This is a genomic window from Agromyces flavus (assembly GCF_900104685.1).
Classification (GTDB): Bacteria; Actinomycetota; Actinomycetes; order Actinomycetales; family Microbacteriaceae; genus Agromyces; species Agromyces flavus.
In genome coordinates, this window is the sequence record NZ_LT629755.1 from 2,301,616 (window position 1) to 2,319,748 (window position 18,133).

Annotated in this window: 23 protein-coding genes; 11 read left to right on the forward strand and 12 right to left on the reverse strand. The window is 72.0% G+C overall.

Annotated features, from left to right (window positions below):
• Window positions 1–102: 102 nt before the first annotated feature.
• A complete protein-coding gene (locus tag BLT99_RS10880; protein ID WP_092672180.1) occupies window positions 103–855 on the forward strand; it encodes a FadR/GntR family transcriptional regulator in 753 nt (250 codons plus the stop codon).
• A 19-nt stretch (window positions 856–874) separates the two neighbouring features.
• The gene (locus BLT99_RS10885; RefSeq protein ID WP_092672183.1) at window positions 875–1,246 is read left to right on the forward strand and encodes a hypothetical protein; all 372 of its coding nucleotides are present in this window, start codon (window positions 875–877) and stop codon (window positions 1,244–1,246) included.
• 9 nt (window positions 1,247–1,255) lie between these two features.
• Here the strand turns inward: BLT99_RS10885 and BLT99_RS10890 are convergent, their stop codons facing one another.
• Both BLT99_RS10890 and BLT99_RS10895 read right to left on the reverse strand, forming a co-directional pair.
• On the reverse strand, window positions 1,256–2,143 hold the full coding sequence (locus tag BLT99_RS10890) for an alpha/beta fold hydrolase (protein ID WP_092672186.1): 888 nt from the start codon (window positions 2,141–2,143) through the stop codon (window positions 1,256–1,258).
• A 10-nt stretch (window positions 2,144–2,153) separates the two neighbouring features.
• Window positions 2,154–2,588: a nuclear transport factor 2 family protein gene (locus BLT99_RS10895; RefSeq protein WP_157674982.1), complete on the reverse strand. Its 435-nt coding sequence runs from the start codon at window positions 2,586–2,588 to the stop codon at window positions 2,154–2,156.
• 141 nt (window positions 2,589–2,729) lie between these two features.
• Between BLT99_RS10895 and BLT99_RS10900 the strand changes: the two genes are divergently transcribed.
• Both BLT99_RS10900 and BLT99_RS10905 read left to right on the forward strand, forming a co-directional pair.
• Window positions 2,730–3,305: a dienelactone hydrolase family protein gene (locus tag BLT99_RS10900; RefSeq protein ID WP_092672192.1), complete on the forward strand. Its 576-nt coding sequence runs from the start codon at window positions 2,730–2,732 to the stop codon at window positions 3,303–3,305.
• A 2-nt stretch (window positions 3,306–3,307) separates the two neighbouring features.
• Window positions 3,308–3,727 (forward strand): acyl-CoA thioesterase, encoded by a 420-nt coding sequence (locus BLT99_RS10905; protein WP_092672195.1) that lies wholly within the window; start codon window positions 3,308–3,310, stop codon window positions 3,725–3,727.
• 9 nt (window positions 3,728–3,736) lie between these two features.
• On the opposite strand, the gene BLT99_RS10910 is transcribed toward BLT99_RS10905, so the two are convergent.
• The gene (locus BLT99_RS10910) at window positions 3,737–4,162 is read right to left on the reverse strand and encodes a hypothetical protein (RefSeq protein ID WP_092672199.1); all 426 of its coding nucleotides are present in this window, start codon (window positions 4,160–4,162) and stop codon (window positions 3,737–3,739) included.
• 36 nt (window positions 4,163–4,198) lie between these two features.
• Between BLT99_RS10910 and BLT99_RS10915 the strand changes: the two genes are divergently transcribed.
• The gene (locus BLT99_RS10915; protein WP_092672202.1) at window positions 4,199–4,576 is read left to right on the forward strand and encodes a RidA family protein; all 378 of its coding nucleotides are present in this window, start codon (window positions 4,199–4,201) and stop codon (window positions 4,574–4,576) included.
• Between the two features lie 27 nt (window positions 4,577–4,603).
• Here the strand turns inward: BLT99_RS10915 and BLT99_RS10920 are convergent, their stop codons facing one another.
• From BLT99_RS10920 to BLT99_RS10930, 3 genes are all read right to left on the reverse strand, one after another.
• Window positions 4,604–5,860: a glycosyltransferase gene (locus BLT99_RS10920; RefSeq protein ID WP_092672205.1), complete on the reverse strand. Its 1,257-nt coding sequence runs from the start codon at window positions 5,858–5,860 to the stop codon at window positions 4,604–4,606.
• 35 nt (window positions 5,861–5,895) lie between these two features.
• Window positions 5,896–6,264: a nuclear transport factor 2 family protein gene (locus BLT99_RS10925; RefSeq protein WP_157674983.1), complete on the reverse strand. Its 369-nt coding sequence runs from the start codon at window positions 6,262–6,264 to the stop codon at window positions 5,896–5,898.
• 117 nt (window positions 6,265–6,381) lie between these two features.
• A complete protein-coding gene (locus BLT99_RS10930; protein WP_092676120.1) occupies window positions 6,382–6,864 on the reverse strand; it encodes a nitroreductase/quinone reductase family protein in 483 nt (160 codons plus the stop codon).
• A gap of 85 nt (window positions 6,865–6,949) precedes the next feature.
• Here BLT99_RS10930 and BLT99_RS10935 point away from each other — a divergent pair, with 85 nt between their 5' ends.
• Entirely contained in the window at window positions 6,950–9,022 is a 2,073-nt protein-coding gene (locus tag BLT99_RS10935) for an acyl-CoA dehydrogenase family protein (RefSeq protein WP_092676124.1), read from the forward strand.
• A 9-nt stretch (window positions 9,023–9,031) separates the two neighbouring features.
• Window positions 9,032–9,652, forward strand: coding sequence for an HD domain-containing protein (locus tag BLT99_RS10940; RefSeq protein WP_092672211.1), 621 nt, complete (start codon window positions 9,032–9,034; stop codon window positions 9,650–9,652).
• Window positions 9,653–9,659: 7 nt separating this feature from the next.
• Here the strand turns inward: BLT99_RS10940 and BLT99_RS10945 are convergent, their stop codons facing one another.
• From BLT99_RS10945 to BLT99_RS10955, 3 genes are all read right to left on the reverse strand, one after another.
• Window positions 9,660–10,739: a winged helix DNA-binding domain-containing protein gene (locus BLT99_RS10945; protein WP_092672214.1), complete on the reverse strand. Its 1,080-nt coding sequence runs from the start codon at window positions 10,737–10,739 to the stop codon at window positions 9,660–9,662.
• Complete coding sequence (locus tag BLT99_RS10950; RefSeq protein ID WP_092672217.1) at window positions 10,736–11,191, reverse strand: recombinase family protein; 456 nt, start codon at window positions 11,189–11,191, stop codon at window positions 10,736–10,738. The genes BLT99_RS10945 and BLT99_RS10950 overlap by 4 nt, the downstream gene beginning before the upstream one ends.
• A gap of 79 nt (window positions 11,192–11,270) precedes the next feature.
• Window positions 11,271–12,299 (reverse strand): NAD(P)-dependent alcohol dehydrogenase, encoded by a 1,029-nt coding sequence (locus BLT99_RS10955; protein WP_197675492.1) that lies wholly within the window; start codon window positions 12,297–12,299, stop codon window positions 11,271–11,273.
• Window positions 12,300–12,400: 101 nt separating this feature from the next.
• Between BLT99_RS10955 and BLT99_RS10960 the strand changes: the two genes are divergently transcribed.
• Window positions 12,401–13,093, forward strand: a complete 693-nt coding sequence (locus BLT99_RS10960) for a TetR/AcrR family transcriptional regulator C-terminal domain-containing protein (RefSeq protein ID WP_229724336.1) — start codon at window positions 12,401–12,403, stop codon at window positions 13,091–13,093.
• On the opposite strand, the gene BLT99_RS10965 is transcribed toward BLT99_RS10960, so the two are convergent.
• The 3 genes from BLT99_RS10965 to BLT99_RS10975 form a co-directional block, all read right to left on the reverse strand.
• On the reverse strand, window positions 13,090–14,073 hold the full coding sequence (locus BLT99_RS10965; protein WP_092672220.1) for a hypothetical protein: 984 nt from the start codon (window positions 14,071–14,073) through the stop codon (window positions 13,090–13,092). The two genes, BLT99_RS10960 and BLT99_RS10965, sit on opposite strands and share 4 nt — an antisense overlap.
• Window positions 14,074–14,168: 95 nt before the next feature.
• The gene (locus BLT99_RS10970; protein ID WP_092672223.1) at window positions 14,169–15,044 is read right to left on the reverse strand and encodes an RNA polymerase sigma-70 factor; all 876 of its coding nucleotides are present in this window, start codon (window positions 15,042–15,044) and stop codon (window positions 14,169–14,171) included.
• Between the two features lie 10 nt (window positions 15,045–15,054).
• Window positions 15,055–15,666, reverse strand: coding sequence for a carboxymuconolactone decarboxylase family protein (locus tag BLT99_RS10975; RefSeq protein ID WP_092672226.1), 612 nt, complete (start codon window positions 15,664–15,666; stop codon window positions 15,055–15,057).
• Between the two features lie 146 nt (window positions 15,667–15,812).
• Here BLT99_RS10975 and BLT99_RS10980 point away from each other — a divergent pair, with 146 nt between their 5' ends.
• The 3 genes from BLT99_RS10980 to BLT99_RS10990 are packed head-to-tail and all read left to right on the forward strand — an operon-like array spanning window position 15,813 to window position 18,028.
• Window positions 15,813–16,391, forward strand: a complete 579-nt coding sequence (locus BLT99_RS10980) for a dihydrofolate reductase family protein (protein WP_092672229.1) — start codon at window positions 15,813–15,815, stop codon at window positions 16,389–16,391.
• Between the two features lie 12 nt (window positions 16,392–16,403).
• Complete coding sequence (locus tag BLT99_RS10985; protein ID WP_092672232.1) at window positions 16,404–16,790, forward strand: YciI family protein; 387 nt, start codon at window positions 16,404–16,406, stop codon at window positions 16,788–16,790.
• Window positions 16,772–18,028, forward strand: coding sequence for an RNA polymerase sigma factor (locus BLT99_RS10990; protein WP_092672235.1), 1,257 nt, complete (start codon window positions 16,772–16,774; stop codon window positions 18,026–18,028). The genes BLT99_RS10985 and BLT99_RS10990 overlap by 19 nt, the downstream gene beginning before the upstream one ends.
• Window positions 18,029–18,133: the final 105 nt, after the last annotated feature.

Genomic DNA, 18,133 nt, shown 5'->3' on the forward strand with positions numbered 1-18,133 from the left:
CGACTGGAGCACCCGGGGCGGGCTGAGAGTGATTACATCATACGTCTCACCAAATGGCAATGAAAGATCATAGGTGTGATCATTTCGAGGTAGGCTTGATGCATGTCCACCGAACTCCGCGCCTCGGACGGTTCCGCCGCGTACCCCACCCTCGCCGCGCGGGCGCGAACGCCGCGCCTCGGAGTGACCGTCGTCGCCGACCTCGTCGACGCGATCGTGCGCGGAGACCTCCCGCCGGGGACGTCGCTCCCGCCCGAGGCCGTGCTCTGCGAGCAGTTCGGCGTCAGCCGGACGGTCATTCGCGAGTCGGTCAAGCGTCTCGAGGAGAAGGGCCTGGTGACGGTCGCGCAGGGCCGCGGCACCCAGGTCCTGGGTGCGGAGTCGTGGAACATGGTCGACGCGACGGTGCTCTCCGCGCTCGTCGCGAACGATGCGACGCTCGGCATCCTCGACGACCTGAGCGTCGTGCGGGCCTCGCTCGAGGGGGTCATCGCCCGAGACGCGGCGACCCACCGGTCGCCTGATGACCTCGAGCGGCTGCGCGAAGCCCTCCAACTCATGCGCGACACGATCGAGGACGAGCCCGCGTTCAACGCCGCCGACGTGGTCTTCCATACCCGAGTCGGCGACATGAGCACCAACCGGCTCGCCGTCAACCTCGTCCAGACGCTCTTCGGTCGCGCGCGCGAGAGCGCCCGCTTCCACCTGCACAGCCGCCTCGAGATCACGCTCGACGAGCATGAGCAGGTGTTCGCCGCCATCGAGGCCGGCGACCCGGATGCCGCGGAGCGGGCGATGCGCTCCCACATCACCGACGCCTGGGAGCGCCGCCGCCCTCCGAGCCCGCGCCGCTGAGCACCGATACGCTTCGCTCGTGCCCGCCGCCATCGCGCTGACCGTCATCCTCGCCGCCCTCGCCGTGTTCCAGCTCGCGCTCGCGCTCGGCGCGCCGATCGGCCGGTTCGCCTGGGGCGGGCAGCACCGCGTGCTGCCGACGCGCCTGCGGATCGGCAGCCTGGTGTCGATCGTGATCTACGCGGTCATCGCGGTGCTGGCGCTCGACAAGGTGGGGCTCATCGACGTCGTGCCCGACGTGGTCTCCGACGTGGGGATGTGGGTGGTGCTCGCGTACTTCGTTCTCGGCATCCCGCTGAACGCGATCTCGCGCAGCAAGCCCGAGCGCTACACGATGACGCCCGTCGTCACCCTGCTGGCGGTCCTGAGCCTGCTGGTCGCACTGAGCTGAACGCCAGGCTCATCCTCCGACCACGGCATCCACCACGATCGGCCACGCGCTCGGCGGCAGCTCGTGCCCACCGCCTGGGATCGTGACGAGCCGCGCGCCCGGGATCTGCCGCGCCAGCGCTTCACCGTTGCCGAGCGGGAACATCGGGTCGGACGTTCCGTGCACGACCGTCGTCGGCACGCGGATCTCGCCGAGCCGCTCGCGCCAACGCGGAACCTCCTCGAACTCGCCGGTCCCGCCCTCGTCGCGGTGCATGTCGGGCGCACGGCGCACCGTGTCGGTCCAGATCGCGCGGTCGTGGGCCTCGTCGAACTCGTCGCCGGCGTAGTCGCGGTCGATCTCCACGTGGTGTTCGATCACGGCATCGGGATCGTCCCAGTCCGGGTCGGGCCGTGGATGAGCCCAGGCCTCCCGAAGCCGCGCCGCCGGCCCGGGCAGGTCGGCGTCCGTCCCGGACACGTCGGGCGTGGTCGAGACCAGCGTGAGCGCCCGTACCCGGTCGGCATGGTCGAGCGCGGCGAGCTGGCACACCCATCCGCCCGCCGAGAATCCGAGCCAGTGCGCGTCCCGCACCCCCGCGACATCGACCACGGCGAGCGCGTCGCCCACCGCCACGCCGAGCCCGTCGCGCCGCGCAGCGGGCGGCCCGAGCGACGTCTCGCCCATGCCGCGCTGGTCGTAGCGCGCGACCCGGAGGCCGCGAGCCACGAGCAGGTCGCAGAACGCGGGTCTCCACCAGTCCATCGACGACTCGCCGCCGGCGACGAGCAACACGAGCGGATGTCGCGACGACCCGATCAGCTCGGCGGCGATGACCGCGCCATCCGGTCGGGGCACGCGCACCGCGACCACGTCGGCTCGCGGCATCCGAGCGCCGGGCTCATTCGGGTCGACCATTGCCGCAGCCTCAGCGATCCGAAGCCGGGCGTGTGCCCGACATCCCCTCGACCGCGTCCTCGATCCCCATGGCCTCGCGCTCGACGTCCTCGACGTAGAGCGTTCCGTCGACGATGAGTCCGTCGCGGACCCGGAAGAGGGTGACGCCGCGCACCTCGAACGGCTGCCGATCGGATCGGGTGCCGTGCCAGGCCCATTCGCTCCAGTTCAGTTCGCCGTCCTGCACCGAGCGCACGACCTCCGCCCTGAAGTCGGGGACACCGGCGAACATGGCCGCCCAGTTGGCGCGGACCTGCTCGCGTCCGACGAAGGCACGACCCGGATGCGCGGGCTGCCGGCTGTCGTAGTCGGGATGGAACAGGGCGACCATGCGATCGAGGTCGTGGTCGTTGATCGCGCCGACGAGCCGGCTCATCACGGCCTCCGAGCTCGTCACGCTTCCCATGCGCCCCAGCATGCTCCGCGGGCTGCCGGATGTCACGGCCCGACGTCACCCGTCACCCCTCGGTAGCCCCTTCGAGATGTCGGTGGCGGGGAGTAGGTTTCGACCGAGCGACGTCGACGTCGGTCGGAATCGAGGCGAACGATGGCCGAGGTAGTCCTGTTCCACCATGCGCTGGGTCCCACCGAGGGCCTGCACGCCTTCGCCGACGAGTTGCGCGAGGCGGGTCACACGGTGCACACGCCCGACCTCTTCGAGGGGCGCACGTTCGGCTCGATCGACGAGGGCGTCGGCTACGCGCGCGAAGTGGGGTGGGGCGAGATCATGGCGCGCGGCGAGCGCGCGGCCGAAGCGCTTCCGAACGAGCTTATCTACGGCGGCTTCTCGCTCGGCGTCCTGCCCGCCCAGATGCTCGCGCAGACCCGCTCGGGCGCGCGCGGTGCGCTCTTCTTCTACTCGTGCGTGCCCCCGTCGGAGTTCGGCGCGTGGCCGGCCGGCCTTCCGGCGCAGATCCACGGGATGGACGCCGATCCGATCTTCATGGACGAGGGCGATGTCGATGCCGCGCGCGAGCTGGTCGCGTCGGCCGACGACGCCGAGCTCTTCCTGTACCCCGGCGACCAGCACTACTTCGCCGACTCCAGCCTGCCGAGCTACGACGCCGACGCGGCGCGGCTCCTGACGCAGCGCGTGCTCGGGTTCCTCGGGCGGCTCGACTGACGATGCCGAAACCCGTCGTCTACGAGACCACGCACCGCATCGCGTTCTCCGAGCTCGATCCGTTCCAGCACGTGAGCACCGGCAACTACGCCCGGTACTTCACCGACCACCGCATGGAGGGCCTCGCGAAGTACGCCGGCTGGGACCTGCCCACGCTCGGCACGCTGGGCTTCATGACCTGGGTCCGCCGCATGGAGATCGACTTCATCAGGCCCGTCAACGCCGACCACGAGATCACGATCACCTCGTTCGTGCGCGAGTTCCGCGGACCCGACGCGATGATCGAGTGCACGATGACGGATGCCGCAGGCACCACGCTCGCCACCTGCCTCATGATCGTGGCCCACGTCGACGCCGGCACCCGCCGTGCCACCGACTGGCCGCCCGAGCACCAGGCACCGTTCTTCGAACCCGAGGAGTGAAGGGCCCCGTCACGTCGCCGCTGCGCGGCACAGGCGATCACGCACCCAGTCCGCGGCATCCGCTTGCTGAAGCCCGCCCGTGCGGACGAGTCGGACGAACTCGATCGCCTCGTCGCTCAGGCGTCCGTCGGCGCTGTCCGGCGCGTCCCGCAGCACCTGGACGACCAACCACCGCGTGAGCCGACCGCCCAGGCGCGCGGCGACCGCGATCGTGCCGGCGAAGTGCCGCGCCTGCCCGTCGGTGTCGTCGTCGACGGCCCGATCGAAGCCGCGGCCACGGATCCGATTGCGCCCGCCGGATGCCGCGTCGAACAGCCACATCGGGCCGCGCCGCACACCGGCCGCCCGCCCGAGTTCCTTCAGGAAGCGGCCGTCGGAGTACCCGAGCGCGGCGAGGCGCTCGATCGATTCGGCGAGCGCGGCGCAGGCATCCACGGGATCAGGGTATGCCGGGCGTCCTAGACTCCAGCCATGGCTCGCTCGACGGTCACCGATCCGCACGCCCCCGAGCCGGTGGGGCCGTATTCGCATGCCGTGCAGCACGCTGCGGGGCCCCTGTTCGTCTCCGCTCAAGCTCCCCTCGACCCCACCACGGGCCGGCTCATCGAGGGCGACATGGAGGCGCAGACGCGGCAGGTCTTCGCGAACCTGGAATCGGTGCTCGCGGCGGCCGGGCGCACCCTCGACGATGTCGTGAAGGTGAACGTCTACCTCGTCGACATCGCGGACTTCGCGGCGATGAACGCCGTGCTCGCAACGGTGCTCACCGCTCCGTATCCGGCGCGCACGACCGTCGCGGTCGCGGCGCTGCCCTTGGGCGCGCGGCTCGAGATCGAGATCGTCGCGTAGCCACGGGCGACCTCGCGCGAAGCACGGTCACGCCGACCGCGCAGGCACGCTCTCCAACTCGTCCAGCAGCGCCGTGCCGGTCGAGTCTCGTGCGATCGCACGGCCCAGGTGCTCGGCCGCCGCACGATAACGCGGGTCGTCGAGGACACGTCGGACGGCCCGGGCGATCCGTGCACTCGACGCACCGCGCGGCACAGCGAGGCCGGCGCCGCGTGTCGTGACGCGCACCGCGTTGTCGGCCTGGTCGCGTCCGTGGTGCAGGATCACGAGCGGCAGGCCCGCCGCGAGCGCCTTGACCACGGTGCCGTGCCCGCCGTGCGTGACGACGAGGTCGGCCTGCGGCAGGATGTCCCGATGCGGCGCGGATGCCACGACCGAGACGTTCGGGGGCGCGCGGATCGCGTCCGGCGCGACCGCCGGTCCAGTGGTGACGACTCCTCGTAGGGGAAGCGTGGCGAGTGCGTCCGTGATCCGCTGGAGGCAGTCGACGTGGTTCTGGAACGTGGACGACATGGCGACGAGCACGAGCGGGCCACTCCCCTCGGGCGGAGCCCAGTCCACGCCGTCCGCCCACCCCGGATCGTCGAGGATCGGCCCGACGTACCGTGCGTTGTCGGGCAGCTTCGCCGGGAAGTCGAACGCCGCGGACGTGAGGACGAGCTGCCGTCGGGCGCTTTGCATCTGCGCCCACAGCGTCGGGAGGGCCGGGAGGCCGTGGGCCGCGCGCACGTCGTTGAGCCGCGAGAGCGCGTACCGGTCGACCAGCCGCGTGGCGGCGGCGTGTCCCGCGCGGTCGCGTGCACGCCCCAGCACGCCTCGCATCGGGCGGAGCCCCGCGCCGAAGGGTGGCATGCCCTCGGCGGGCAGCACGTACACGTTCGGCATCAGCAGGTCGAACGGGATGCCGCGCGACTCCGCGGCGATCATCGCACCCGAGGCGAAGCCCGACGTGACGACCAAGTCGGGCTCGACCTGGTCGATGGCCTCGACGGCGTCGTCGGCCTGCGCCGCAGCAGGCCCGACGAACATGTGGTCGGCCATCCCGCGTGCCTGCGCCATCGGAGTGCGGAGCTCCCAGTCGCGGAACTCCCCGCCGCTGCGCGACCAGGTGCGGAGCGCGGCACCGGCTCGTTCGACCTGCGACGCCATGCTCGCGTCGGCGAGCACCGTCACGCGGTGCCCGCGATCGACGACCCGCCGCACCACGCCGACCTCGGGCGGCACGGTGCCGCCCGCGTCGGTCAGCGCGAACAGGTAGGTGCGCTCGTCCGGGCTCGGTGGCACCGGAACCCCACGGTCGTGGCGCGACCCGGTCCGACTCAGCTCGGCAGCTCGACCGTGTACGACACGATCTCGGTGATGCGCCCGTCGTTGTCGAAGTCGTAGATGTCGCACGAGGCGACGATCGACACGTCGCCGCCGCCATCGGTGTACCTGGCCAGGCTGTCGACCACGACGCTGTCCTCGCCGACCACGGAGCGGAAACGCTGGAACTCGGTCGTGACGCTCGACAGGTCCTTGGCGGTGCGCTCGATGGCCTTCTTCACGGCCTTGCGCCCGATCATCGGAGCTGTCCCGACGACGGTCCAGCAGATGTCGTCGGCGAGGTTCGGCAACGCGAGGTCGAACCGATGGCTCGAGAACGCTCGCGCGATCTTCTCGGTCGTGGTGTCGGTGGCGACGTCCATTCGGCTGACCCCCTCGCGCGGCATCCCGCGCCTTCGCGGATGACGGATGCGTTCAGCCTGTTCCGAGCCGGTGCTGCCGTCAAGAGGCAGCCCGCTCGGAAGACGTCTCCGACGGGGTCAGTCGTCGACCGGAAGGCGTGGCTCGCCGCCGCGCGGAGTGAGGCGGATGACCGGGATCACGCGATCGGTGATCCGCTCGTGCCGCGCGAACCCCCGCTCGACCGCCATGATGCGCTGCCAGACCGCGTCGCGCTCGGCCCCGTGGAGCTGCTCGGCGATGACGTCGGTCCGCTCGCCCGCGCGCTCCACGGCCAACCGATCCGGGTGCGCGGCGATGTTGTAGTACCACGACGGGTTGCGGGGCGCGCCGCTGGCCGACGCGACGATGAACCCCGTGCCATCCTCGCCGGGGAACCACCCGACCGGGGTACGGCGCTCCAGGCCGGTCTTCTTGCCGATGGTGACGAGCACGACCGTCCTGCCGCGCCGGTCGCCCCGGCGGCCGAGGCGTTCCACCATCCTCGCGTTGCCCCAGCGCTCCAGGCGACTGTGCCCGGGCTGGCGCGCGCCTCGCGTGCCGTTGCGCGTGTCGAATGACATGGCGACCCCCATCGCCGTTCGGCCCGATCCTCCTCCGGCGTCGGAACGGGGTCAAGGGAGCGGGCGCACGGGGCCGGTGAGCCGGATGCGGCGTAGATTGGCGCTGAACGAGGAGGTTCGCGTGAGCACGACCGAGTCCACCGAGTCCACCGCCGCACAGCCTGAACAGCCCGAGCCGTCGCAGACCGCCCCACGGGTCGCCGAGGCCGCGTCCGCGCCATCCGCCCCACCGCACGTCGACGAGCAGCAATCCCGCGCCGTCGCCGAGGCCGCGCGCGAGCAGGAGTGGCGCAAGCCCAGCTTCGCCAAGGGGCTGTACCTGGGGCAGTTCGACCTCTCCCTGATCCATCCGCACCCGCGGCCCCGGCCCGAGCGCGTCGAGCGCGGCGAGCTGTTCCTCGCCGACCTCGAGACGTTCCTGCGCACGATCGACGCGCCGGCCATCGAGCGCGACGCGCGCATACCCGACGAGGTCTTCCAGGGACTCGCCGACCTCGGCTGCTTCGGCATGAAGATCCCGGTCGAGTACGGCGGACTCGGGCTCGGGCAGTACTACTACAACCACGCCCTCAAGATGATCGGGTCGGTCAACGCCGGCATCGTGGCGCTGCTGTCGGCGCACCAGTCGGTCGGCGTGCCCGAACCGCTCGTGCTCTCGGGAACCGAGGAGCAGAAGCGCCGCTTCCTCCCGCGCTGCGCCGCGGGAGCCATCAGCGCGTTCCTGCTCACCGAGCCCGAGGTCGGCTCCGACCCCGCCCGCCTGCGCGCGACGGCGGTGCCGAGCGACGACGGCTCGGAGTACGTGCTGGACGGCACGAAGCTCTGGACGACGAACGGCGTCGTCGCCGAACTCCTGGTCGTCATGGCGCGCGTGCCCGCGTCGGACGGGCACCGCGGCGGCATCTCCGCGTTCGTCGTCGAGGCCGACTCCCCCGGTATCACCGTCCACCGCCGCAACGCCTTCATGGGCCTGCGCGGACTCGAGAACGGCCTCACGACGCTCCGCGAGGTCCGAGTGCCGGCCGAGAACCTGATCGGCCGGGAGGGCGAGGGCCTCAAGATCGCCCTCACCACGCTCAACGCCGGGCGGCTCGCCATCCCCGCGATCTGCGCGGGCGCCGGCAAGTGGGGCCTCAAGATCGCGCGCGAATGGTCCAGGGCGCGCGTGCAGTGGGGCAGGCCCGTGGGCGAGCACGCCGCAATGGCGCACAAGATCTCGTTCATCGCCGCGACGACGTTCGCGCTCGACGCCGTCGTCGACCTGTCCGGCGTGCTCGCCGACGAGGACCGCAAGGACATCCGCATCGAGGCCGCGCTCGCGAAGCTCTGGGCGTCCGAGATGGGATGGCGCATCGGCGACGAGCTCGTCCAGATCCGCGGCGGACGTGGTTTCGAGACCGCGGCGTCGCTCGCCGCGCGCGGCGAGCGCGCGGTGCCGGCCGAGCAGATGCTCCGCGACCTGCGCATCAATCGCATCTTCGAGGGCTCGACCGAGATCATGCGCCTGCTGATCGCTCGCGAGGCGGTCGACGCGCACCTCAAGGCGGCGGGCGACCTCATCGACCCCGAGCAGGACCTCGCCGGCAAGCTCAGGGCCGCCGTCTCGGCGAGCGGGTTCTACGCGAAGTGGCTGCCGCAGCTCGTCGCCGGAAAGGGCGACCTGCCGATGTCGTACGAGGAGTTCGGCCCGCTCGCGCCGCACCTGCGCTATGTCGAGCGGACGAGCCGCAAACTGGCGCGCGAGACCTTCTACGGGATGGCGCGCTGGCAGGGCGGCCTCGAGAAGAAGCAGGGATTCCTCGCCCGCATCGTGGACATCGGCGCCGAGCTGTTCGCGGTCGCGGCGTCGTGCGTGCGCGCCGCGATGATCGCCGAGGACACGCCCGAGCACGGCAAGGCGGCATACCAGCTCGCCGACACGTTCGCCGAGCAGTCCCGTCACCGCACCGAGCGCCTGCTCGACGAGCTCTGGCGCAACACGGATGTCGCGGACGAGCGCCTGGCGGCCCGCGTCCTCGACGACCACTACACCTGGCTCGAGCAGGGCGTCCTCGACATCAGCGAGGGAACCGGGCCGTGGATCACCGAGGAGGTGCCCGCCGACGCGGCCGAGAACGTGGCGCGTCGTGTCATCCGCCCGGCCGACGACGAGGCGTAGCCGCTCGGCATGGCTCGCGCTCAACGGGAGATCGGTGCCGCGTTGCTCGAGGTGACGCGGCACGCGGACGTGCCGTCGGAGGCCCTGCGCGACGACGGCCTGATCGAGGCGATCCCCGAACTGGCCGCGCTCGGCGAGACACCCCAGGACCCGCACTGGCACCCCGAGGGGGACGTGCTCGTGCACTCGCTGTGGGCAGCCGACCTCGCGGCATCCCACGCGCTCGAGCACGACCTCGACGCCGATCGGCGTCAGCTGCTCGTCACCGCCTCGCTCTTCCACGACGTGGGCAAGCCGCAGACCACCCGCCGCATGAACGGACGGATCTCCTCGCACGGGCACGCCGAGCGCGGCGGCGAGGTCTTCCGTGCCATGGGCCGCCGCCTCGCGCTGCCGCGGCCCCTCGTCGACGCGGTCGCCGCGATCGTCGAGACCCACATGGCGCACCTGTCGGTGCGCGGCGATCCGTCGCCCCGGGCCGTTCGCCGGCTGCAGCATCGGCTGGCCGCGGCCGGCACGTCGCTCGACGACTGGGGCATCGTCGTGCGGTGCGACGGCGAGGCACGCGGCCCCGCGGCGCGGCCCGATGCGTCGCAGCCCTGGCGTCGGGTCGCCGCGCGCCTGCAGTGACCCGCGGTCAGCCCTCGACGACGTCGATGCGCGGCTCGCGTCCGAGGTACTCGGCGTAGCGAGCGGCGGCATCGCGGATGGCGGTGAGCTCGGCGGTGCGCAGGATGCGATGCGGCCGGATCTCGAAGGTCACGGCTTTCGCGGTCAGCTTGCGCTTCATGCTCGCGAGCAGCTGGCCGTCGACGAGCGCCATGCCGATCGCGGCCTCGCGGCCGCGCTCGGCCAGTTCCTCGGCGTCGATCAGCCACCGCGAATCCTGGTAGCCCCGGTACATCTCGTCGAGCATCTGCAGCAGGTGGCCCGCTGGCTCGGCAGATGACGGGATATCGCGGGGCGCGTGCCAGAAGGTGCGCCCGTCGTGCTCGAACGACTCGAGCCGGCCGCCGGCCGCGGCGAGCTCGCGAGCACGGCGGGCATCGGTCAGCGTGAGCGTCGCCCAGTAGGCCAGGTCGCGGTCGGTCGCCGGCCCGTGCGAGGTGAGGTACCGCAGCGCCAGCTCCTCCAGCGCCTCGTCGCGATCGAGGCGCCGCTGGTCGGGCACCCGGTCGGCGAACAGGGCGTACGTGTGCTCGCCGTCGCGCGGCACCCCGCTGCACGCGATCGCGTGCATCTCGAGGTGCGCCATGAGCAGCATGAGCTGGAAGCCCGTGAGCTCGGGTCCGCCTCCGCGAGCGGCGAGCACCTCGGCGAGGTCGCCGCGGGTGCGGTCGGGATGCTCGGCCAGCGTCGAGGTGACGAGGTCGATGAGCGGCGTCATCCGCTCGCCGAGTGTCGCGACCTGCTGGTCGATGACCGGCAGCACCCGCGGTGCGGTGAGTTCGAGCAGCCACTTCGCGTCGTCGGCATGGACGTAGTGCCACGTCGGCCGGAGCACGTGCGTGCGGAGGATGCGCCCGCTCGCGATCGCGCCGGCGAGGTCGTCCTGACGCGGCGCCGCGGTTCGCGTGGCGACCGCCCACGCCGACTGCGACGGGTTCTCGGCCTGCACGCCGAGGAGCGTGCGCACGACCTCCTCGGCATCCGCGACGGGAGCCGCCAGCATCTGCGAGTGCAGCCGCCAGCGCGCGAGCTCGCGGTCGGTCGTCACACCTGCGCGTCCTCGAGGTGCGGGGCGCCGTGGCTCAGCACCTTCACGACCAGGTTGTGGCGGCGCAGCGTGCGGATGGTGCGCGCGACCTCGTCGGGCGTGCGGCCGAGCGCGCGCTCGTTCACGACGACGAGCACGTCACCCGCGCGGAGCGTCTCGAACAGGCGGGCGAGGCGCTGCTCCCACGACTCGGGCGCCTCGGGCGTGGGATACCGGAAGTCGAGGATCTGCACGCCGAACCGCGTCAGGTCGCCCCGCTGCTCGACGATCGGCGGCATGTCGTCGCGCGGGACGACCAGGCCGACGAGCCGGGATCCCTCGGGGCGCGCCTTCCACCAGTCCCGGTTGCGCTGCAGCTCCTCGAAGCACTCGGGGCAGCCGATCGCGTGATGGCCGGGCTCGTGCACGAGGCCTGCGGCATCCGTCGTCGAACCGGTCGTGTCGCTGCCCATGTCGGAACCCCTTCGTGTCGGTCCTATTCTGGCCGAGTCGGAGCCCCGCGTGCAGGCGTTCGGATTGCGGCCGGTGTGGTCACACGATCCGCACGACGACGCTCCCGCGCTTGCGCCCGATGTCGACGTACCGGTGCGCCTCGACCACCTCGTCGAGCGGGTAGGTGCGATCGATGACCGGGCGCAGCGCGCCGGATTCGGCGAGCGCAGCGAGGCGTGCCATCCCGTCGGCGCCGAAGTCGCCGCCGCGGTGGTCGACCCGGATGCCGCTGCGCCGCGTCTGCCCGCCGGCAGCGAGCATGCCGCGCAGGTCGGTGATGACGAGCAGCAACGTTCCGCCGGGGCGGATGACCGGCGCGACGCGCTCGAACGGCGCGTTGCCGACGCAGTCGACGACCACGTCGTAGCGGATATCGGAGCCGGACGCGGCGAAGTCCTCGCGCGTATAGTCCACGACGCGGGCCGCGCCGAGCGAGCGGACCAGCTCGGCATTGCGCGCGCTCGTCACCGCGGTGACGGTCGCTCCGCGCTGTGCCGCGAGCTGCACGACGGCCGAGCCGACCGCGCCCGAGGCGCCGTTCACGAGCACCTCGGTGCCGGGCCCGATCTCGACCTGATCGAGGTAGCGGATGGCCGTGTGCCCGCCGAAGATCACCGCGGCGGCCTCGTCGAACGAGAGGTTCGCGGGCTTGTGCGCCACCTCGCCGGTCTCGGCGATGGTGACGTACTCGGCATGCCCGCCGAAGCGCGACCCGCGCATGAGGATCACCTCGTCGCCCGGGGCGAAGCGCGTGACGTCGTCGCCGACTGCCTCGACGAGGCCCGCCGCCTCCATGCCGAGGACTCGCACGCGGGGACGGAAGAACCCGATCGTCGGCCCGACGACCAGGGCGAGGCCTCGCGGCACCTCTCGGCTGCGGAGGCGGTGGTCGGCGATGCTCACGGTCGAGGCGTGCACGCGCACCAGGAGCTCATCGGGTCTCGGCTGCGGCCGCGGCACGTCGCCGACGCGCACGACGTCGGGCCCGCCGAACCGGTCGGCGACGGCGGCACGCATCGTCGAGACCAGCGGGGCGGATGTCGCGTTCTCGCGGTGTGCGGTGGTCATGATGGCTCCCTTACCTCGTAAGTCTTACGCCGTAAGATACGCCCTCGACGCGCCGGCGTCCAGACCTCCGACGAACTTTTCTGACGGCGTAAGGTGGATACGTGCCCGCTTCGAAGAACGCCACGCGCACGCGGCTCAGCCGCGACATCGTGCTGCGCACGGCGATCGAGCTGGCCGATCGCGGCGGTCTCGACGCCATCACCATGCGCGCGTTGGCCGACGAGCTCGGCGTCGAGGCGATGTCGCTCTACTACCACCTGTCCAACAAGGACGCGATCCTCGACGGCGTCGTCGAGGAGGTCTTCGCCGAGGTCGAGGCCGAGGTGGGCGGCTTCGGGGTGCCCGCGGCGACGGATGGCGCGGGCTGGGCGCCCGCGCTGCGGGAACGCATCCTCGGTGCCCGGCGCGTGCTGCTGCGCCATCCGTGGGCCCCATGGATCATGAACGCACGCGGCGCCCCGGGCCAGAACGCGATGCGCCACGTCGACGGCATCGTCGGCATCATGCGCGCCGGCGGCATGTCGTACGACCTCATCCACCACGCGCTGCACGCGATCGGCAGCCGTGTCTACGGGTACGTGCAGGAGCTCAGCGACGACACCGCCGCGCCCGCGCCGGTCGAACTGGAGCAGCTCGCGACCCTCGCCCCGAACCTCGCCGGCATGCTCGGCGAGGTCGCGCACGACGACCCCGACTCGACGCTCGGCTGGTGCGACGACCAGACCGAGTTCGAGTTCGGCCTCGACCTGCTGCTCGAGGGCCTCGAGCGCCGGCGAGTCGCCGCGGGGGGCTAGACGCTCGCGGCCTTCCCGACCTGCTCCTCCGGCGCGATGCGCGCCTTCGCCGCGGTCACGTCGTCCTTCTGCTTCTCGATCACCTCGCGCTCCTCGCCCCACGTCTCGATCGTCCGCAGCAACCAGAACGCTCCGAACGCCCCGATCGCGATCGCCTCACCGACGAACACCCACCACGGTCCGAGCATCTGCTGCGCGTCGAGCAGACCCCAGTCGTCGGCCACGAGGAGTCCGGCCATGACGATGACGTCCAGCGCGATCACGAAGCCGATCACGGCGTAACCCTGCACGTACTTCGACACCGACCGACGCCCTTGGCCGCCCTCCGAGCTGATCTGCACCGCATGGATCGCCGCGATCAGCGCGATCGGGAGGAAGAAGAGGACGGCGGCCAGGACGTGGGCCCCCTTCTTGAACCCGGTGAAGTCGAGCATCATCCATGCACCGAACGCCAGGATCGCCAGCGCCGGCAAGGCGTACTCGAGCAGCGCGTTCCGCCACGGCTTGCCTTCGGCGACCGAGATCCAGACGGCCGCGATCAAGCCGATGATCCCGATGACGACGAGCCCGGACACGGACATCCGGACCTCCTGGTTCACGAGCTCGCGCACGCACTGCACCTCGCCGTCATCGCAGCTCAGGCCGGACAGCCGGAGGAGCTCCCTGGATGTGATGGGCGTCGGCACCACGGCGACCACGGGCGCCATCAACGCCGCCAGGTTCAGGAGGTAATGCTGCGCACCCGAGCCCGAGATCGCGAGGAACGCCAGGCAGACGGCGAACAGGACGCCGACGAACACGTTGCGCGCCGGCGTGTAGTACGAGGCGCTGACCGATTCGATCATTCCCTCGTTCGCGACGTAGATCCCGAGCACGATGGCCAACAGGAGTACCGCTCCGATGATCGAGAGGCGCGCGTACCGGTAGGTCCGAAGCGTCTCCCCGGGGCTCAGCTTTTCGACGATCGTCTGAATGGCCATCTCGTCCCCCCCCCCCCCCGGACATGAAGGCGTCGGGTCGGAACCAGAGTATTCCTCAGGAAAGCGCGCCCCGGGCCCCCGTTCGGGGTGTTTTCCTAGCGGGCGAGCGACGCCTCGGCGTCGAGCCGCGCGAGCTTGTCGGGGTTCGCGACCGAGTAGATGCGGGTGATGACCCCGTCCTCGACGGTCACGCTCAGCACCGCGGCGAGCTGTCCGTCGTTCTCCACGCGAAGGCCGGGCGCACCGTTGACCCACGCGAGGCTTGCGACAGGGTGCACGCCCCATTTCTCGAGGCCGCCGCGCAGGTAGGCCACGAGCTTCTTCGCGCCGCGGATCGGGTGCCGGGCTGCGCCGCGCACCTTGCCTCCGCCGTCGGCCACGGCGACCACGTCGGGCGCGAGCACATCCATGAGGCCCTGCACGTCGCCCGTGTTGAATGCGAGCATGAGTCGCTCGACGACGCGCTCCTGCTCGCTCGGCTCGACATGCACCCGTGGACGCCGGGCGGCCACATGCTCCTTCGCCCGGTGCGCGATCTGCCGCACGGCCGCGGGCGTCTTGCCCACGGCATCCGCGATCTCGTCGTACGAGAGGTCGAACACCTCGCGCAGCACGAACACGGCGCGTTCGGCCGGCCCGAGCGTCTCGAGCACGGTGAGCATCGCCATCGACACCGACTCGGCGAGCGCGACGTCGTCGGCGACATCGGGGCTCGTCATCACGGGTTCGGGCAGCCACTCCCCCACGTAGTCCTCGCGACGTCGCGACAGCGTGCGCAGGTGGTTGAGCGCCTGGCGCGTGACGATGCGCACGAGGTAGGCGCGGGGCTCGCGCACCTCGGACCGGTCGACGGCCGCCCAGCGCAGCCAGGATTCCTGCAGCACGTCCTCGGCGTCGGCGGCCGAGCCCAGCAGCTCGTAGGCCACCGTGAAGAGGAGGTTGCGGTGGGCGACGAACGGGTCGGTGGTCATCACGGCCACCCTACGCCGCACCGGCGACGCCGACACCCGCGCCCGCGCCGACGGTCGCGCGCGTCTCGAGCGGGGGCAGGCCGCACGCGTCGGCGAAGTGCTCCGAGCGGATGCCGAGGGCGATGTTCCCGCGCGCGGTCGCGTTCATCAGGCCGACCTTCGCACTGAGCTCGACCAGCGCGGCCGGCCCGAGCTCGGCGAGCAGCGCATCCGACAACTCGTCGGTGACCGCGACCGGGGTCTGGCACATCGCCTCCGCGTACTCCATCACGCGGCGCTCGAGCGGCGTGAAGGCGGATGACTCGCGCCACCGCGGCACCTCGCGCGCCTTCGCCTCGTCGAGGCCGCCGTCGTGCGCCAGGAAGTAGTGGAAGTCGAGGCAGAAGCTGCACCCGATCGCGGCGGCCGCGGCCATCGTCGCGTACGAGCCCAGGTTGCGGTCGAGGGCGCTCCACTTCTCGGACTTGCGGCCGATGCCCATCAGGTCCATCAGGACGCGGCGGTTGTGCCACATCACGCCGACCGAGTCGGGCACGCGGCCGAGCATCCGGCGGGCGCCGAACTTCGCGAGCGCGCCGACCGGGCCGGAGAGCTCGGCGGCGGGGATGCGTGCGGTGGTCATGGTCTCCTCCAACGTCTCGGATCGTCGCACGACATGGAGACACCGCCCGAACGCCGGTTGTGACATCCGAGCGAGGTGTCGATTCGGCGGCGACTCGATCGTTCAACTCATGTGGGGCGCACGGCGCGCCCGGGACGGAGCAGACGATGGCCGCCATCACCGTGTTCGAGAGCGTCACGCTCGACGGCGTCATGCAGGCGCCGGGCCGACCCGACGAGGATCCGCGCGGCGGGTTCGCGCACAGCGGCTGGGCCCTGCCGTACCAGGACGAGGTCGCCGGGCGGTTCGCCGCCGAGGGGATGTCGCAGGGCGGCGCCCTCCTGTTCGGGCACCGCACCTACGACGACCTCATGGGGTTCTGGACCAGCACACCCGAGCCGAACCCGTTCACCGGCGCGCTCATCACCGCCGACAAGTTCGTGGCCACGCGGCGTCGCGACATCCGACTCGACCACCCGAACTCGACCGCGCTCGTGGGCGAGGCGGCCGACACGGTGGCGCAACTGCGCGCCGAGCGCGACGGCGGCATCACGGTGCTCGGCAGCGGTGAACTGGTGCGCGCGCTGCTCGCCGCGCACCTCGTCGACGAACTCGTGCTGCTGCAGCATCCGCTCGTGCTCGGGACGGGTACCACGCTGTTCGACGCGACCCCGCTCACGCTCAACCTGCGGCGCTCGATCCCGACCACGACCGGCGTGGTCATCGGCCAGTACGCTGTGCGGTGAACGGGGGTCATCATGCGGTACACCCTGCTGCTGCACTACGGCGAGCCGGCCGAGGGCGACCTCGACGACGCGGCCATCGCCGAGGGCATGCGGCGGATGTCGGCGTACGCGGCCACGCTGCACGCCGCCGGGGTGCTGCTCGCCGCCGAGGTGCTGCAGCCGTCCGATGCCACGACGACCCTGCGACGCGATGCGGGCGACGGCGCGGTCCGAGTGCAGGACGGGCCGCTCATCGACAGCAAGGAGCAGCTCGGCGGCACCGTCGTGATCGACGTGCCCGACCTCGATGCGGCGCTCGAATGGGCGTCGCAGGCACCGGCGCTCGAGTGGGGCGGCGCGGTCGAGATCCGGCCGGGCGCCACGCACACCGTCGACGGGGTATGGACGACGGGCGGCTGAGCGACGCCCCGCACGCGGCGGTCGCCGCCCACGCCGCCGCCGCCCACGCGGCGCGCGAGTCCTACGGCCGGCTGGTCGCGGTACTCGCCGCCGGCACGGGCGACCTGGCGCTCGCCGAGGACGCACTCGGCGACGCCTTCACGTCAGCACTCGAGCGGTGGCCGGCGAACGGCATCCCCGAGAACCCGGAAGGCTGGCTGATCACCGTGGCCCGCAATCGGCAGCGCGACGCGTGGAAGTCGGCCGCGGCGCGCACGAGCGTGCCGCTCGAGGCCGCGACCGAGGCCGCGGTCTCGGCCCGATACTCCGACCCCTTCGACGGCATCGACCCGCTGCGCATCCCCGATCGCCGGCTCGAGCTGTGCTTCGCGTGCGCCCATCCGGCGATCGATGCCAGCGTGCGCACACCGCTCACCCTGCAGGCCGTGCTCGGATTCGACGCGGCGCAGATCGCCGCGGTCTACGCCGTGCCGACCGCGACCATGGCGCAGCGGCTCGTGCGCGCCAAGCGGCGCATCGCGCGCGCGGGCATCCCCTTCGCCATCCCCGACCGGCGCGCCATGCCCGAGCGGCTGCCCGCCGTGCTCGAGGCGGTGTACGGCTGCGCGGCGATCACCTGGCGCGACGATCGCGACTCGCTCGCGGGCGAGGCGCGCCACCTCGCGGTCACGCTGGCCGCGCTGCTCGAGCGCGAGCCCGAGGCGTGGGCGCTGGCGGCGCTGATCACGCTCTCGCTCGCGCGTCCGCGCGGCGGTCCCTACATCCCGATCGAGGAGCAGGACCCGACGACGTGGGATGCCGGCGCGATCGCCGAGGGCGAGTCGTTCCTCCGCCGCGCGGCGAAGCTGCGCGAGCGGCCCGCGGCTTCGGCGGCGCCCGGACGCTTCGAACTCGAGGCCGCGATCCAGGCCGTCCACCTCGACCGCGGCCGCACCGGCGCCACCGACTGGCGGGCCCTCCACGAGCTCTACGCGGCACTCCTCATCGTCGCCCCGAGCCTGGGCGCGCGGGTCGCGGCCGCCGCGGTCATCGGCAGGACGGATGGCGCGACCGCCGGCCTCGCGACGCTGCCGGCCCGCGTCCAGGCCGAGTCGTTCCAGCCGTGGTGGGCGACCCGCGCCGACCTGCTCCGGCGCGCCGGGCGCGACGCCGAGGCCGACGCCGCGTACGCGAGGGCGATCGAGCTCACGCGCGATCCGGACGTCCGCGCATTCCTCGAGGCGAGGCGCCGCCGCTGACGCCGACCGCCGTCCGGCCCACGTCGAGAGAGCGAGAGTATGACGCGCGGCGCCCGCCGCCGCGCCCGCCGTTCGTCGCGGCGATCGACCGTTCGTCGCGCCGAC